Source organism: Vibrio sp. KUL80 (genome assembly GCF_059725495.1).
Genome location: NZ_AP045842.1, coordinates 1,467,903 through 1,482,359 on the forward strand (window position 1 = coordinate 1,467,903; position 14,457 = coordinate 1,482,359).

A 14,457-nucleotide genomic window follows, 5' to 3' on the forward strand; every position below is an offset into this window, starting at 1 on the left:
ACATTGATCCAACCCGTGTTATACCGATGGAAACTAGTGTACACTCTCGCAATAAGTACATGATTAAAATGGAATTGAGTAATAGATGCGATTGGAACACGTGATAGAAATCATCGAACATACTGATTCAGATCTCTTTGAAGATGCGATAGAGCAGTTTAATGTGCATGGCATTGTGACCGACGCTCAACTGCCGTTTTTGGATATCGTGTATCAATCCGCACCAGATGCTTTGTGTCAGAGATTGATGGGGGTAGGGTGTAAAGGTCGCCCTCAAGTCGCCAAAGGGATGTTGTCGAATGGCTATATTGTATTCAACGCTGAGCTGTTTGATGAAGCTGAAGCGGTTGATAAGCATAAGGCGAGTGCTTTCTCTAATACATAATGTTATTCATAGCAAACTAAAAAAGCCCTTGTATTTTCATACAAGGGCTTTGTTTTTTGTTTCGAGATTAGTATTTCTTCAGAATCTCGATGATTGCAGCTTCACTCTCAGCAGCGATAATGGCTTCAACGTCATCATCGTTTTGGAACAGTTCAGCTAACGCCATAATGGTTTGAATGTGGCTGTCTGAATCCATTGCCGCCAGTGTGATTGAGAAGTAAACGTCACCGTTATCTTCTGATTCTAAATCGACACCATTTTTGAATACTGTTACCTGAAGCGCTGCTTCGTTAACACCGTCTTCTGGACGAGCGTGTGGCATTGCAATTTTAGGAGCCAGTACGTAGTACGCACCGATTTCTTTATGCTTCGCCTTGATTGCTTCAAGGTAGCTGGCTTCTACTTTACCTTGCTCTAATAGCTTTGAGCAGGTGATGTCGAGTGCAGCGTCGACAGACAAGTTTTCTTCGTTACAGATAACAATGCCGTTATCGCCAATTAGATTAAAAATACTCATTGAACAATCCAACCTAGAACCAGACCAACTACACCGAAGTCGAAGTCAGCAAATGTTGTTGCTTCAAGACCAAGACCACCTAGAACTGGTAGTAGTAGCATCGGTAGGAACGAGATACATAGACCTTGAACAAATGCACCAAGGATTGCACCGCGTAGACCACCCATCGCGTTACCATAAACACCTGCAGCACCACCTACGAAGAAGTGAGGTACAACACCTGCTACGATGATTGTCCAGTCAAAAGCACCTTGGATACCCATAGACACTAGGCCTGCAGCGAATGAAGATAGGAAACCAATCAATACTGCGTTAGGCGCTACTGGGAACACCATAGGACAATCTAGAGCTGGCTTCGCACCTGGTACAAGCTTGTCAGAGATGCCTTTAAATGCTGGAACGATTTCCGCAATCAACATTTTCACACCTTGAAGAACGATGTAAACACCGCCTGCGAATACCAGAGATTGCATGAAGGTAAATACTACCCAGTTCTGACCGCCAGATACGCCTTCTACAAACTCACCGCCAGCGAAGATAGATGCAATCATAAAGAAGATAGCCATTGTTGTTGCAACTGCAACTGGCGTATCACGCAAGAACATAAGGCTCTTAGGTACGTTGATCTCTTCTGTTGATTTCGATGGGTCACCAAATTTGCTACCCACATAGCCTGCGATTAAGTATGAAAACGTTGAGAAGTGACCCATAGCAAGCTGGTCAGTACCCATTACTTTCACGGTATATTTTTGCGCAAGAGCAGGCATGATTACCATTAGTGAACCAACGATAATTGAACCCATTGCAACTAATGCTGCACCTTGGATCTCCGCAGTAGACAGGATTACCGCCACCAACATTGACATGAACATGGTGTGGTGACCTGTAAGGAAAATAAACTTCAATGGCGTGAAACGAGCCAAAAGAATATTAACTAAGAATGCGAAGAACATAATTAATGCCATTTCATAACCGAAAGCTTCTTGTGCTAGAGCAACAATTGCTTCGTTATTTGGAATAACACCACTTACGCCAAATGCTTCTGTAAATACAGTTGAGAAGTTATTTAGTGCGCCAACTAGAGCGCCAGCACCAAAACCTAAAATTAGGAAACCCATTACGGTTTTAATTGTGCCTTTAAGAATAGTCGATACGTCAGCTTTCTGGGCAATTAAGCCCACGAAAGCTATAAGACCTACCATGATTGCGGGCTCTTTTAATAAGCCCAGCATAAACTCGAAGAAATTTTGCATTACATATTTTCCTTACATGAATTTTTTCAATTGCTCTTCGATAGAAGCTTTATCAAAAATATTCGCAAGGCTAACAATGTTTTCTTTACCAGCATCAGCTAATTGGTTCGCAACGTCAGTCGCAGCAACCCAAATATCAGCAGTACTTGACGCTGCAGATGATAGATCTTCATGATCAACTTCGGCATCCAGACCAATTTTACCTACTACTTCCTTAACAGCCATTTCCATCATTAGTGAAGTACCAAGACCATTTCCGCATACAACCATAATCTTTTTCATATCATCATTCTCTTGTGAGTTTATAGGGGAGGAAGGGTTTTCCTCGCTATTGGATGGTACAAATCATATCCAAACTGCCCAAAACAACAATAGACCTGCGTCACAAAACCAAATTGACCTTGTGACGCAGATCGCATTAATTTGAGTTAAAGTCCCAAGTTAGGGGACTTTAACTCTTTAGTGTTATGGCCCATTGAGAAGTCTAGGAAAAAGGAGTGGTATTTGTAGTTTAAATGAAAGACTTGTTATTAGTATTTTGTGTTATGAATATAATGGCATTGCAGTAAGTGATTATTTACCATAGTCAGTAAGCATCTTTTTGAGTAGTTTATTAACGTCTTTGGTTTTCTTATTTCTCTTGGTAAGTGCACTCAAAGAAGTCGGTAGTTTAGGTTGCTCGTTGTTGAGCTCTTCATCATTGATTTTTTCACGAAGTTTTTGCACGGCGGGACGAAGCATGCGAATTTCTTCACCGTCTTCAGTTTCTAATAGAATAACATTTTCAGATTCGACTTGAGTAATCGTTAGCATTCCATGTTTTGGAGATAATACCGTCTCTCCAACCATGGAAGATTGAATGGGTGCGGCACGATCGCTAATTTGCCCGCCACGTAATTTTGACGCGGTAGTAGAGCGAATATTACCGGTGTTCTCAAATGCGACAATGACGGTATGCGTATTGTAATACTCTACAACGGTAACATAACCATGAGATTTTGTTTCGAACCTAGCGCCTATTTGCATATCGTGTGGCGCATCCATTTTCTTTATTTGCATTTACAATCCAGAGTACAACTTCGCAAGTTCAACCTATTAAGTATACACACTCAAGAATTTTAAAGAAATATTCTAGGTACATGTTGACGCTAAACACTGTTACTTTTGGTAAAGCTAGCCCTAGATATGGCGAAGTGCAATGCGTGATGGTGCCAGTCCTGTAATGCGCTTAAAGGACCTTGAGAACTGAGATACGCTGGCAAATCCAACATTGACCGCTACCCTCGAAACCGCTTCACCCTTTTGTAACTGCTCCAGTGCAATGTCAGCAATGAAGTTATCTCTTAGCTGTCGAAAAGTGATGCCATGCTGACTCAAGCGTCTTTGCAGTGTGCGCTTACTCACTTCGATAATCTGAGCCGCTCGCTCTAAGTCAAACTTAAGCTCAAGGACATAAGGTCGAAGGGCGCTGTAGGTTTGACTGATGACGTTGTAGTGCATACCGTAGTCTTCTTCATCCTCATCCCTTCGCGCATTTGAGAAGGACGCAGGTTGCGATAGCAGTGCTGATTCAATGATCACACCAGACATCTCACGTGCCTGAATAAACTGAATTTGGCGTGGGAAACACCCAATCACATCACTGCAAGATTGCGATTGAATGTGCACTTGTTTGGGAAGCCACTTTGATTGAGTGATAGCCTGAATGAGTTCGACCATAGTCCATAATGAGAAAACTTCTGACCAAATAAACGCAGAGTCCTCACCTGTGTTTGCTTTGTAGCGCGTGAAGATGAAATTTTCTCCATACGGGGTCAATGATATCTCTGATTGTGGTATTTGAGCTTGAATCAACAGAATAAGATTGCGTACTGCCTGCTCAACAGTTTCGCAATCATTTAGCTCAGCAAGGAGTGCTGGGACAATTTGAGTGCGTAGTACCTGTCGAATGATTGAGGTTCCTTTCTCTTCTCCTAGTTCTTGATAGGTCAATTTTAGCAACCTAAATAGTGCACGTAGTGGCAAGAATGTAGATTCTGTCTGCTGATAATCACTAGGAAGACCAGAAGCCGCGACCATATCACTAACATCAATACCTTGCTGTTTTAAGTGTGACAGAATGCTGGTGGCATAATCACTATAAACGACTGGGAACATGAGAGTCTCCTCGAGGTGGTGTGTTAGGTTGTGTGTTTAATATAATTAATCGAGATGTGCTTTAGAAATGATAGGTTTGGATAAAGGATATGTGCGAACTGTATATCTGCGGTTTATCAAAGAGTTATTAGGTGAGAATGGCAATCGCATTCTCACCTGTTTGTCGCCTATGATTTGATAACGGATTTCTCTGGAGCAATTTCACCGTTCATTACCTTCTGGCTCACGCCGTAGTAGCGCACCGTAAATGAGAAATCTTGTCCGTTGGTATCTATGTTGTTGATGGCATTCGAGCCACAGTTAAAAGACACAGTGACCGTGCCGTCGCCATTCGTTACCCAATCGTTTGATGAGATATGGTTAGCCCCAGCAATAAGGTAGCGAGACTCATCGTACGGTGTTAATGAGGTAAAGTATTTTGACTCGGGTTCCTCAAAGGTTGTGGTTTGGCACTGCTCCGCGTCAAGCATGACAGAGTTGGTGTACAGGTTCGCGACATTAACCTCAGGCGATGAACCGCCCCAGCCATTGGCGTTCTCCAAGTTCCACTGATGCAAATCCGTCACCTCTTTAGAAGTGCGAGGGAAGGTATAAGCAAATACTTGTCCCTGTGTTTCGGCAGTGAGGGTAGACGTCCACGCTTCGACTTCTTGATAGTCGTAGTTTTTCACTTCATAAGTGCCGAACTTGAGTGTATCTGTTTCGATCTTATCTTGAGCTGTGCGCGCTGCTTCTAGCCCTTTTTCTGTGCCTGTACGATAGATGAGAAATGCATAATCTGTTTCGATCGCCGCGGTATATGAACCCTCACCAACGACGTAATGTTCACCGTGACCGCCTTCGTTCACAACCTGCACCGCCATATAAACGTCAGATTCTGGAATTTCAAATGTCACCATTCCGTCCACTGCCTCAACGACTGCAACAGAGTATAAGGTGTCGTCATTCATCTGGACTGTTGGTGCGTCTTTACCTCTCGGAGGCAGGTTACGCATGTGCGTGATGTGTTGGTTTGCACCAAGCGCTACCCAGTTGCGATAGTTACGAGCGGTTTCCGCATGAGCGTAATTTTGCTCTGTGATCTCTATAGTGCTAGAGGCTTGATTTGCAGTTTCGGTGGATGTTGTGCTGCAAGCGGTGAGCGCAAAACCAAGGCCAAGGATTGAACAAGTAATGAGTGATTTCTTGAAAGTCATAGCTATCTCCGAAGTGGATTCATTGTCACTATTAACTCGCCCTGTATTTAATAGCGTTGCTTGTTGATGAATAGCTTACGAAGATAGCCCTATCTATTCCAATGATATGCACTTATAGCTGATATGCTTGAGGTGCATATCATGTTTAAGTCGTTGAGATTCGCTCGGACAATGAATCGACGACAAGCTGCTTAAACCAACGATGAGCTGGGCTACTTTCCGTTTTTCGGTGTTCAATCAGATACAAGCCGACGTAGTAGTCGTCACGATTAAATGCCTTAATCACTTGCAGATCTTCGTGGTTGAGTAGGTCGTCCGCTAACGCATGACTTGAAATCATTAATCGGTCCGTCCCTGCAAGAGAATCCAAAAGCGTGGAAAGCTGCCCGGACTTCAGAGCTATGGTGCGACTCTGACCTTGTTTAGCCAACTCTACATCGATTGGGTTTAGGTAATTATGATTAGAGCGAACATCCAGGGATAGATCGACAAATTGATAGTTAAGGCAGTCTTCTATGGTGATATCGGTATGTTGCGTTAACGGATGAGTTCGAGAGCCATAGATAACAGGGTAGGTACTACCGATCTTTTGGAATTGATACTCATCACTTTGAGGTGGCTCTTCAACATGAATCGAAAAGTCGACCTGTCCATCTTTTAGCAGTTGAATCGGTTCGCGTGATGATGGGTACTCTTCTAGCGTGACCTTAGGTGCAACGTCTTGAAGCGCCCTAGCTAAAGGCGCGGTTAGGAATCGACTCATCAGTGGGGGAACGGATAAACGAAAAGCACGTTCACATTCGAGAGGGGAGAAACTAAGCCCATTCAATAAGGTGTCAATTGAGAGCAGAATACTATCCAGTGATGCTTCAAGCTCAAGTGTTTTCGCTGTGGGCTGTAATCCATTGGACTCACGGTAGAACAGTGGATCGTCAAACAGATCTCTGAGTCTGGCAAGCGTTCGGCTCATTGCTGGTTGAGACAAATAAAGCTTCTCAGCAGCACGAGAGACGTTGCGCTCTTTAATTAGCACACTAAGGGAGACGAGTAAGTTTAAGTCAATTCGAGACAGTTCTTGTTCAAGGGTTTTCATCCGCTCACTCCACAAACACACTTATTACCTCAAAGCATATCACTATATTGGCAAAGTGCATGGCATTAATAATTAATCCAGAGTTGGCTTGAGATGGGCATCACGGTGATCGAAAACCACTGAGTTTGAGTAACTTATATCAATATTCCGCTAATCCAGGTATCGACACATGCATGTTACTCATCAAGATATACTTAGCTTAGAAGACCGTTATAGAGCTAACTTCGTTAATAGTTTATCGGGCTTTAAAAGTGCCAATCTTGTAGGCACTGCAGATCACGAAGGAAACACCAACTTAGCCATTGTGAGTTCGGTATTTCATTTGGGCGCTAACCCTCCATTAATCGGAATGATTTCAAGGCCCCACTCAGTCGCTAGAGATACGCTAGAGAACATTGAGTCTGTCGGCGAGTACACCATTAATCACGTTAACAATGATATCTGGAAACGAGCGCACCAGACGTCGTCACGCTACCCAAGAGAAGTTTCTGAATTTGAGGCGGTCGGATTAACACCTGAATGGCAAGAGGGTGTGCGTGCCCCTTTTGTTGCCGAGAGTCGGTTAAAGTATTCGCTTGCGCTAAAGAGCAGTCAAACTATCGACCTAAACGGTGTCGTATTGCTGATTGGAGAGATCACTAACCTGCATGTCGAGCGAGAGGCAATCGCTGAAGGCGGTTATATTGATATCGAATCACTAGGCAGTGTCGCCGTATCGGGTTTGGACAACTACCATGTGACAGACAGTTTGGGGAGGCTCACTTATGCCAAACCTCACACCAAACCAGAAATATTTGGCTAGCCGACAAAGACTTCAACACCTTTAGATTTCATATGTTCGAGCATATCCTGAGGCGCAGCCTCATCTGTAATGAGCACAGAAATTTCGTTGGTGCTGCCGATTGAGGAGGGGAATATCTGACCAAACTTACTTGAATCGGTGAGTACAACATTACGACGCTTTTTGGCAAGTATGGTACTAGCGATATCGGCGCGCATCATATCTCGACTGGTAAAGCCGGTATCGACATCAAAGCCGTCAATCCCCAAAAACGCAGTACTGAAGTGGATGTTCTCAATGCAAAGCTTGGTGAGCGGCCCGACCAAGCTCTCCCCTTGATGTTGATAAACGCCACCCAACAAAATGATGTTGGCAGACGTGTGGCGGATTAAATGGGCGATATAAGCTGATGGTGTGATAATGGTGACATCACCACGCTCTGCGAGTGTTCTCGCTAACAGAGCATTGGCGCTGCCACCTTCAATTAGCACGGTTTCATTTGGCGTTACAAGATCCGCCGCTTTATTCGCGAGTTGCTGCTTGATATCGAAGTGCACCTCAAGACGCGACTCAATATCATCACTCTGTAGTGCGACTGCGGCGCCATGAACCCGTTTGAGGTAACCGTTTTTCTCCAAGAAATTAAGGTCTTGACGAATAGTGACGCCAGACACACCTGTGAGTTCAGAAAGCTCGCTGACTTGGACTCGGGTTCTGTCGTTGACGAGGTTAAGGATTTCAGATTGTCTGGAGTTCATAGTTAGTCCTTGGGAAACAGGGGGTTGAGTTTTATGGTGTGGATTGGTGATCGCTTTGAGTAGATCCCTGCCTGCGCAGGGATGACGCCATTTTTGGAGATGCTAGTAATTGGATTCGTCATTCCTGCGCAGGCAGGAATCTTGCCGAGACTAACGCCATCTCTATCTAGCTTCTTCACCAAACCAAAAGAGAGCCATTATAGCTCTCTTTCATTTATGTTTCATTTGAAAGCTAAACTCTTCACAAAAAACTGCGAAGTGTAGCTGTTAGCCTCTATCAGAGTTCGTGCTCAGTACGCGCAATAATATCGTCTTGAGCATCCGGTGAAAGCGCAGTGAAGAAGGCTGAGTACCCCGCTACACGTACCACCAAGTCACGGTATTGCTCAGGGTTACGTTTCGCCGCGAGCAAGGTGTCTCTCGATACAATGTTGTATTGCACGTGCCAACCTTTATGGTGGTTGAAGAATGTACGAATCAACTTGGATAGCTTGAGTTTGTCGCTTTCAGACGCCACGGCTGCTGGTGATAATTTCTGATTCAGCAGCACACCCCCTAAGATTTTATCAGCTTGGATCTTACCGACAGAGTTGTATACCGCAGTCGGACCTAAGCGGTCAGAGCCCGAAGATGGGCTTGCGCCTTCAGCTAGAGGTGTTGTTGCCTTTCGCCCATCCGGCGTTGCCATAGTTGAAGCCCCAAACGGAACGTTTGCCGAGATACTAGACGTGCCCGCGTAGTAACCACCACCGATTGGACCGCGACCGTGACGAGTATTGACGAAGTTGCTCAGCTCATCGATATACACGCTGTAAGCTTCTGCGAGTAGTAGGTCAACGGAGTCATCATCGTTGCCGTATTTTGGTGCGAAGTTAAGGATACGTTGACGAAGCTGCTCTTGCTCAGCGCCTTCAAAGTTCTCTTCTAGTGCTTTCGCTAGCTCGGGTTGGCTGATTTGTTTGTCTTCAAATACCAAGTGTTTGATTGCTGCCAAGCTGTTCCCTAGGTTGGCGATACCCACTTGCAGACCTGATACCCAGTCATACTTGGCTCCCCCTTCTTTCACTGTTTTCCCACTCGGCAGACAGTTGTCCACTAGCGATGAGCAGAAGATATCTTGCGCTTGATGCTCTAGGACGCTATCCACTACCGTATCGATCTCGATCGATTTTCTTGCGTAGTAGCGAACTTGGTCTGCCCACGAAGTCATGACTTCATCCATATCGGCAAAGTTACCCTTCGCTAGAGATTTGTCGTGTGGTAGGAAGCACTCGCCAGTTGTCGCATCTTTGCCTTCATTTAGAGCGGCTAACAAGATCCGAGCAAAGTTGATAAAGCTCATACCTGTACAGCGATAGCCCCATTTACCAGGTACAGCTGTCTCGATACAACCAATTGAGGCATAGTTGTAGGCATCTTCACGCTCGACACCAAGCTTGATGAACTCGGGAATGACAATCTCATCATTATTGAAGGCTGGCATACCAAAACCACACTTAATGACTTCGATACAGCCCATTAAAAATTCCTGGTCTAGCCCTTCATGGTAGCGAACGCTTAGGTTTGGTTGAGTGGAACGAAGCTGCCCACAAGACTCCAGTATTGCCCAAGATAGCGGGTTTACCGCATCTACCGGGTTACATTGGTTATCAAGCCTTTGGCCACCAATACAGACGTTTTGATAAAGCGGAGAGCCTGCTGACGCTTTTGAGTGAGCACCAGAGCGGATTTTGTTGACCTCGAGAAGCTTGAGCCAACAGCTTTGCAGTAGCTCAAGCGCAAACCCAAGTTCCAAAGTGCCGTTGTAGATATCATTTACGTAGTAGTCGTTTAGGTATTGGTCCATACGCCCAAACGACACCGAGTGACCGTTCGACTCAATTTGCAGCATAAGCTGAACAAAATAACTGAGCTGAAGGGCCTGCCAGAAGCTCGTTGGCGCGTGATAAGCAATATGTTCACAGTTTGCAGAGATGGTTTCTAACTCGGCTTTGCGTTTCGTATTTTGCTCATTCTTTGCCATCTCAGAGGCTAACTCAGCAAAGCGCAGGATATGCTGTTGAATAGCACGCAGAACGATGTCGACCGACTTATAAAATTGCTCTTTTTTAAGCCCTTCGTAGGTTGAAATATCATTGCTTTGACGGAAGTCGTCAACTTCTGTAATGAGTCCATCAAGACCGAGCGCAAGGATCTTTTCATTGTCGACCGCTAAGTGTGCATCACCGGAGGTCATATTGCCTTCCGCCTTGATAATCGTGGTCGCAAGAATGGCTTGCTGCTCTTGTGTGAACATACCGTAACAGCGATCTTGTACTGTCTTACCACGCCAGTAGGGAGTGAGTGAATGAATAACTTCTTTGTCTTCTTCTGTTACCGCAAAGCCGGCACCTGGACGATCCGCTAGATCATCAATTTCAGCTTCAATCCAACGCACAGTGTACTCTGGGAAGATAGGAGCAGCGCGTAGCTTACTTGCCTGGTTACCGACAATTAGCTCGCCATTATCAATCCAGATGGTACGCGTTCTAAGGTGTTCTTCGAGCGCAAGAGCGCGCTGAACGATAACCGGCTTGTCTTCGTTTTCACGATAAGCTTTTGTGTAAGCAACGGCACGCTCAGTACAGATTGGTGGCGTGACAATGTTCACTAGTGCTGTCTTATGGTCTTGAATACGCTTTGGTAAATAGTTGAGTTCCATAGTAATTAACCTCGTACGATCACGTTCATATGCGAATACTGCTTAGCGTGCTGTAGCGCGTATTCAAGCAGTTCAGGGTTGTTCAGTGGTTTGTCTGCACATAAGTAAGGCATATCAAGCAGACGGTATTTGTTGATGCCCAAGGTGTGGTAGGGCAACAGGTGAATTTCGTTGCAGCTTTCAAGTGAAGCCGCAAAGTCGATGATGTCAGCAAGCTCAGCTTCGGTATCGTTAAATCCCGGTACTACAGGCACACGAATGACAATGCGTTTAGCGATAGGAGCGAGCTTTTGAAAGTTGGCTTTGATTCGTTTCAAAGAGCCTTGCGCCCACTCGAGAAACTTCTCTTCATTGGTGTGTTTGAGATCTGCTAGCCAGCAATCAATGTGAGGCGCAGCTTGTTCAACATTTTTCCATGGCACATGCATGCAGGTTTCGATAGCAGTATTGACACTTTGTCGGTGCAACTCGGTTGCGATTGACGTCACGAGATCAGATTGCATTAAAGGCTCACCACCTGAAAACGTTACGCCGCCACCGCTTTGATCGTAGAACGGCTTGTCTTTCATCAGCGTGTCAATGAGTACGCCTTCTTGAGCTTCTTCGCCGCAGACGCTTAGCGCTTGTGTCGGACAGACATTTTTCAGCGCGATGATCTGCGCTTCATCCAGTGTCTGTCTGTTGATAGTGACGGTGTCTTTCGTTCTTTCAATTGAAGGGCAAACATCGACACAGGATGTACATTGCTCGAGGCAACTGCGCTCATCGAATAGTAACGAGTGCTTTGGGCTACGACTTTCAGGGTTCTGACACCATGGACACGCCAAGCTGCAGCCCTTTAAAAAAAGGATTCTGCGAATGCCATCGCCATCGTGAGTTGAAAATCTTTGTATGTTGAAGTACATGCTAGCCTCTCTCTAATTCGAATCTCACATTCTTCATAGGTTTCGTTTTTGAAAGTTTATTGCTTTCGTTAAATGAAATTTAAAGGTTTCATTTGAAGTTTGTTTTGATCAGGGTCAAGATCTGAAACATTCGCTGGATCTATATTGTTCACAACTTGAGATTGCTCAAAGAAAGGTCCGAGAGATATCTATGATTGAACTCTATTTAGATACAGCCGATGTAAATGAAACCGCTCGCTTTAACCAGTGTTTCCCATTAAAAGGTATTACAACCAACCCGACTATTGTTGCGAATTCAGGTACGGGTCTCACCGAGACGCTAAAGGCAATGTCTGACGTTTTAGGTAAAGAAGCTCGCTTTCACGCACAGGTCGTCAGTAAAGATGTCGCTGGCATGGTGGCAGAGGCTAAGATGCTTAATGAACTTCCTTACGATATGGTCGTGAAAGTACCAGCGACGGAGAAGGGTCTCGCTGCGATTAAGCTAATGAAAAAAGAAGGTATTCAGGTTCTCGCTACCGCGATTTACACCGCTCAACAAGGATTTATGGCAGCGCTATGTGGCGCTGATTATTTGGCACCTTATGTAAATCGTATCGATGCGATGAATGGTGATGGAGTGGCGGTTGTTCGTGATATCCAAACATTGATCGAGAAAAACGGCTTACCAGCAAAAATTTTGGCAGCAAGTTTCAAGAATGTTCAACAAGCGATGGATGTTATGAAGTTAGGGATTGGTGCTATTACATTGCCAGTATATGTTGCAGCGCAGATGTTCTCTCATCCAGCAATTGAACCAGCGGTTGAACAGTTTGATAAGGACTGGAGTGGGGCGTTTGGGGGTAAGCTTTCATTTGAAAGCTAAGATTGAGCATTTTACCCCTCCCAGCCTCCCCTTATCAGGGGAGGAGCAAAGAGCATGCTGCGCATCGCTGTTTAAAAATAGGCGATACGACGATAGGAGCTAGCCCGAGGTTCTCCCCCTTGATAAGGGGGAGCTAGTGGGGGTAAAACGGAGTTCAAGTTTGAGTTGGAGTTAACATGTAGCTCCGGCGCTTTACCCCTCCCAGCCTCCCCTTATCAGGGGAGGAGCAAAGAGCTTGCAGCGCATCGCTGTTTTAAAATAGGCGATGCGACGAAAGGAGCTAGCCCGAAGTTCTCCCCCTTGCTAAGGGGGAGCTAGAGCTGTCTTTCATACACAAATAGCGCAAGTTAATCCTTGCGCTATTTTATTAAACTTATTGATTTAACTGCGATCTAAACGATATCTAAAACAACACGGATATCGACATGTTCATCACAGATACTGCAAAATGGGCCAAAGCCACTTTTAATGATGCTCAGCTTGGTGACCCACGACGTACCCGTCGGCTTGTTTCTCTTGCGAGCTCAATAGCCAGCCATATAGGGAAATCTGTGTTGCAATCTCTCTCTAATCCAGCCGATATTGAAGCCGCTTATCGGTTCATTCGAAACGAAGACATCAAAGCAGACGACATTGCAGAAGCAGGTTTCTCTGCGACTGCTGAGTCTGCGAAAGGCTTAGGGACATTGCTTGCCCTTGAAGACACAACCTCGTTAAGCTTTACCCACAAAACTGTATCTAAAGAGCTAGGGCACACGACTCGTTACGAGAAATCGAAAGGTTTTCAAGCTCACTCAGTGTTGCTTTTTTCTCCTAAGCAACACCATGTTGTGGGCTTGATTGAACAGCACCGCTGGACCCGAAATTTAGCTGAGAAAGGAAAAAGTGAAACGCAGCCCAAGCGTCCATATAAAGAGAAAGAAAGCTATAAATGGGAACAAGCCTCTCGCAAAGTAGCAGAACGACTGGGCGATACAATGGAGCACGTCATTTCTGTATGTGATAGAGAAGCAGATCTGTATGAGTACCTGACGTATAAAACAGAAAATAATCAGAGATTTATTGTTCGCTCCATGCAGGCTCGTTGTATAGAGGAGTCAGACGATAAACTCTACTCTTTCGGTTCTTCGCTTAAAAGTGCAGGTGAGCGAACGGTTCCAGTGATGCAGAGAGGTGGGCGAAAAGCACGAGAAGCGATATGTGATATTCGCTACGCACCTGTGACGCTCAAAGTTCCATCGACCAAGAAGGGAGAGCCGGTTCAACTTAATTACGTAAGTTGCATTGAACAAGGTAATAGCAAGGGGTTGTGCTGGCATATTCTGACTTCTGAACCTGTGAGAACCAAAAAACAAGCCATCACCATCCTAGAATATTACGAGCGACGCTGGTTAATTGAAGACTTCCATAAGTCGTGGAAGACAGGAGGAACTCAAGTTGAAAACCTACGTATGCAAAGCAGAGCCAATCTAGAGAAAATGATTGTTTTACTTAGCTTTATAGCATGCCGAATTCAGCAACTTCGATACTTGGGTTTAGAAAAAGATAGAGCTAAGAAAGTGAGTTGCGAACAGATACTAAGCCCCAAGGCTTGGAAATTACTTTGGTTAAAAAGAGAGAAAAAACGTCTCCCAAAGAAGCCACCACACTTACACTGGGCATACCTCAATCTGGGGAAACTGGCCAACTGGCATGACACTAAGCGAACTGGCCGAGTTGGATGGGAACGACTCTGGGAAGGTTGGTTTAGACTGCAAGATATTGTTGAGGGGTATGATCTAGCAAAGTCTCTTGATCCAGACTTGTGATCAAGAGACAGGAGCTAGAGGGGGTAAAACGGAATTCA

14 protein-coding genes are annotated in these 14,457 nt (G+C 45.1%); 4 read left to right on the forward strand and 10 right to left on the reverse strand.

What is annotated here, in order from left to right; translation table 11 throughout:
• The first annotated feature begins 85 nt into the window (after nucleotides 1-85).
• A complete protein-coding gene (locus AC6I8U_RS23065) occupies nucleotides 86-385 on the forward strand; it encodes a hypothetical protein (RefSeq protein WP_498018684.1) in 300 nt (99 codons plus the stop codon).
• Between the two features lie 67 nt (nucleotides 386-452).
• Here the strand turns inward: AC6I8U_RS23065 and AC6I8U_RS23070 are convergent, their stop codons facing one another.
• From AC6I8U_RS23070 to AC6I8U_RS23100, 7 genes are all read right to left on the reverse strand, one after another.
• Entirely contained in the window at nucleotides 453-902 is a 450-nt protein-coding gene (locus tag AC6I8U_RS23070; RefSeq protein WP_234497166.1) for a PTS sugar transporter subunit IIA, read from the reverse strand.
• Nucleotides 899-2,155, reverse strand: coding sequence for a PTS ascorbate transporter subunit IIC (ulaA, locus tag AC6I8U_RS23075; protein WP_498018685.1), 1,257 nt, complete (start codon nucleotides 2,153-2,155; stop codon nucleotides 899-901). Before ulaA ends, AC6I8U_RS23070 begins: the two co-directional genes overlap by 4 nt.
• A gap of 12 nt (nucleotides 2,156-2,167) precedes the next feature.
• Nucleotides 2,168-2,437, reverse strand: a complete 270-nt coding sequence (locus tag AC6I8U_RS23080) for a PTS sugar transporter subunit IIB (RefSeq protein WP_128648995.1) — start codon at nucleotides 2,435-2,437, stop codon at nucleotides 2,168-2,170.
• A gap of 291 nt (nucleotides 2,438-2,728) precedes the next feature.
• Nucleotides 2,729-3,214 carry a hypothetical protein gene (locus AC6I8U_RS23085; RefSeq protein WP_498018686.1) on the reverse strand — a complete coding sequence of 162 codons (486 nt, stop codon included), beginning with the start codon at nucleotides 3,212-3,214 and terminating at the stop codon, nucleotides 2,729-2,731.
• A gap of 120 nt (nucleotides 3,215-3,334) precedes the next feature.
• Nucleotides 3,335-4,312, reverse strand: coding sequence for a helix-turn-helix domain-containing protein (locus AC6I8U_RS23090; protein ID WP_498018687.1), 978 nt, complete (start codon nucleotides 4,310-4,312; stop codon nucleotides 3,335-3,337).
• A gap of 167 nt (nucleotides 4,313-4,479) precedes the next feature.
• Nucleotides 4,480-5,508: a DUF1254 domain-containing protein gene (locus AC6I8U_RS23095; RefSeq protein ID WP_498018688.1), complete on the reverse strand. Its 1,029-nt coding sequence runs from the start codon at nucleotides 5,506-5,508 to the stop codon at nucleotides 4,480-4,482.
• Nucleotides 5,509-5,653: 145 nt separating this feature from the next.
• Nucleotides 5,654-6,601, reverse strand: coding sequence for a LysR family transcriptional regulator (locus AC6I8U_RS23100; RefSeq protein ID WP_498018689.1), 948 nt, complete (start codon nucleotides 6,599-6,601; stop codon nucleotides 5,654-5,656).
• Nucleotides 6,602-6,770: 169 nt separating this feature from the next.
• Here AC6I8U_RS23100 and AC6I8U_RS23105 point away from each other — a divergent pair, with 169 nt between their 5' ends.
• Nucleotides 6,771-7,403, forward strand: coding sequence for a flavin reductase family protein (locus AC6I8U_RS23105; RefSeq protein WP_498018690.1), 633 nt, complete (start codon nucleotides 6,771-6,773; stop codon nucleotides 7,401-7,403).
• On the opposite strand, the gene AC6I8U_RS23110 is transcribed toward AC6I8U_RS23105, so the two are convergent.
• The 3 genes from AC6I8U_RS23110 to AC6I8U_RS23120 form a co-directional block, all read right to left on the reverse strand.
• Nucleotides 7,400-8,140, reverse strand: coding sequence for a DeoR family transcriptional regulator (locus AC6I8U_RS23110; RefSeq protein ID WP_498018691.1), 741 nt, complete (start codon nucleotides 8,138-8,140; stop codon nucleotides 7,400-7,402). The two genes, AC6I8U_RS23105 and AC6I8U_RS23110, sit on opposite strands and share 4 nt — an antisense overlap.
• Before the next feature lie 277 nt (nucleotides 8,141-8,417).
• Nucleotides 8,418-10,841: a formate C-acetyltransferase/glycerol dehydratase family glycyl radical enzyme gene (locus tag AC6I8U_RS23115; protein ID WP_498018692.1), complete on the reverse strand. Its 2,424-nt coding sequence runs from the start codon at nucleotides 10,839-10,841 to the stop codon at nucleotides 8,418-8,420.
• 5 nt (nucleotides 10,842-10,846) lie between these two features.
• On the reverse strand, nucleotides 10,847-11,746 hold the full coding sequence (locus AC6I8U_RS23120) for a glycyl-radical enzyme activating protein (RefSeq protein WP_498018693.1): 900 nt from the start codon (nucleotides 11,744-11,746) through the stop codon (nucleotides 10,847-10,849).
• Between the two features lie 190 nt (nucleotides 11,747-11,936).
• Here AC6I8U_RS23120 and AC6I8U_RS23125 point away from each other — a divergent pair, with 190 nt between their 5' ends.
• Together AC6I8U_RS23125 and AC6I8U_RS23130 are read left to right on the forward strand one after the other, a co-directional pair.
• Nucleotides 11,937-12,611: a fructose-6-phosphate aldolase gene (locus AC6I8U_RS23125; protein ID WP_498018694.1), complete on the forward strand. Its 675-nt coding sequence runs from the start codon at nucleotides 11,937-11,939 to the stop codon at nucleotides 12,609-12,611.
• Between the two features lie 425 nt (nucleotides 12,612-13,036).
• Complete coding sequence (locus AC6I8U_RS23130; protein WP_498016788.1) at nucleotides 13,037-14,419, forward strand: IS4 family transposase; 1,383 nt, start codon at nucleotides 13,037-13,039, stop codon at nucleotides 14,417-14,419.
• The last annotated feature ends 38 nt before the right edge of the window (nucleotides 14,420-14,457 follow it).

What these genes read in the sequence shown, in the direction of transcription:
- AC6I8U_RS23095 (WP_498018688.1), bottom strand. Translation starts at nt 5,508, where the DNA reads ATGACTTTCAAGAAATCACTCATTACTTGTTCAATCCTTGGCCTTGGT.
- AC6I8U_RS23125 (WP_498018694.1), top strand. Translation starts at nt 11,937, where the DNA reads ATGATTGAACTCTATTTAGATACAGCCGATGTAAATGAAACCGCTCGC.
- AC6I8U_RS23085 (WP_498018686.1), bottom strand. Translation starts at nt 3,214, where the DNA reads ATGCAAATAAAGAAAATGGATGCGCCACACGATATGCAAATAGGCGCT.
- AC6I8U_RS23080 (WP_128648995.1), bottom strand. Translation starts at nt 2,437, where the DNA reads ATGAAAAAGATTATGGTTGTATGCGGAAATGGTCTTGGTACTTCACTA.
- AC6I8U_RS23100 (WP_498018689.1), bottom strand. Translation starts at nt 6,601, where the DNA reads ATGAAAACCCTTGAACAAGAACTGTCTCGAATTGACTTAAACTTACTC.
- AC6I8U_RS23120 (WP_498018693.1), bottom strand. Translation starts at nt 11,746, where the DNA reads ATGTACTTCAACATACAAAGATTTTCAACTCACGATGGCGATGGCATT.
- ulaA (WP_498018685.1), bottom strand. Translation starts at nt 2,155, where the DNA reads ATGCAAAATTTCTTCGAGTTTATGCTGGGCTTATTAAAAGAGCCCGCA.
- AC6I8U_RS23130 (WP_498016788.1), top strand. Translation starts at nt 13,037, where the DNA reads ATGTTCATCACAGATACTGCAAAATGGGCCAAAGCCACTTTTAATGAT.
- AC6I8U_RS23105 (WP_498018690.1), top strand. Translation starts at nt 6,771, where the DNA reads ATGCATGTTACTCATCAAGATATACTTAGCTTAGAAGACCGTTATAGA.
- AC6I8U_RS23070 (WP_234497166.1), bottom strand. Translation starts at nt 902, where the DNA reads ATGAGTATTTTTAATCTAATTGGCGATAACGGCATTGTTATCTGTAAC.
- AC6I8U_RS23115 (WP_498018692.1), bottom strand. Translation starts at nt 10,841, where the DNA reads ATGGAACTCAACTATTTACCAAAGCGTATTCAAGACCATAAGACAGCA.
- AC6I8U_RS23065 (WP_498018684.1), top strand. Translation starts at nt 86, where the DNA reads ATGCGATTGGAACACGTGATAGAAATCATCGAACATACTGATTCAGAT.
- AC6I8U_RS23090 (WP_498018687.1), bottom strand. Translation starts at nt 4,312, where the DNA reads ATGTTCCCAGTCGTTTATAGTGATTATGCCACCAGCATTCTGTCACAC.
- AC6I8U_RS23110 (WP_498018691.1), bottom strand. Translation starts at nt 8,140, where the DNA reads ATGAACTCCAGACAATCTGAAATCCTTAACCTCGTCAACGACAGAACC.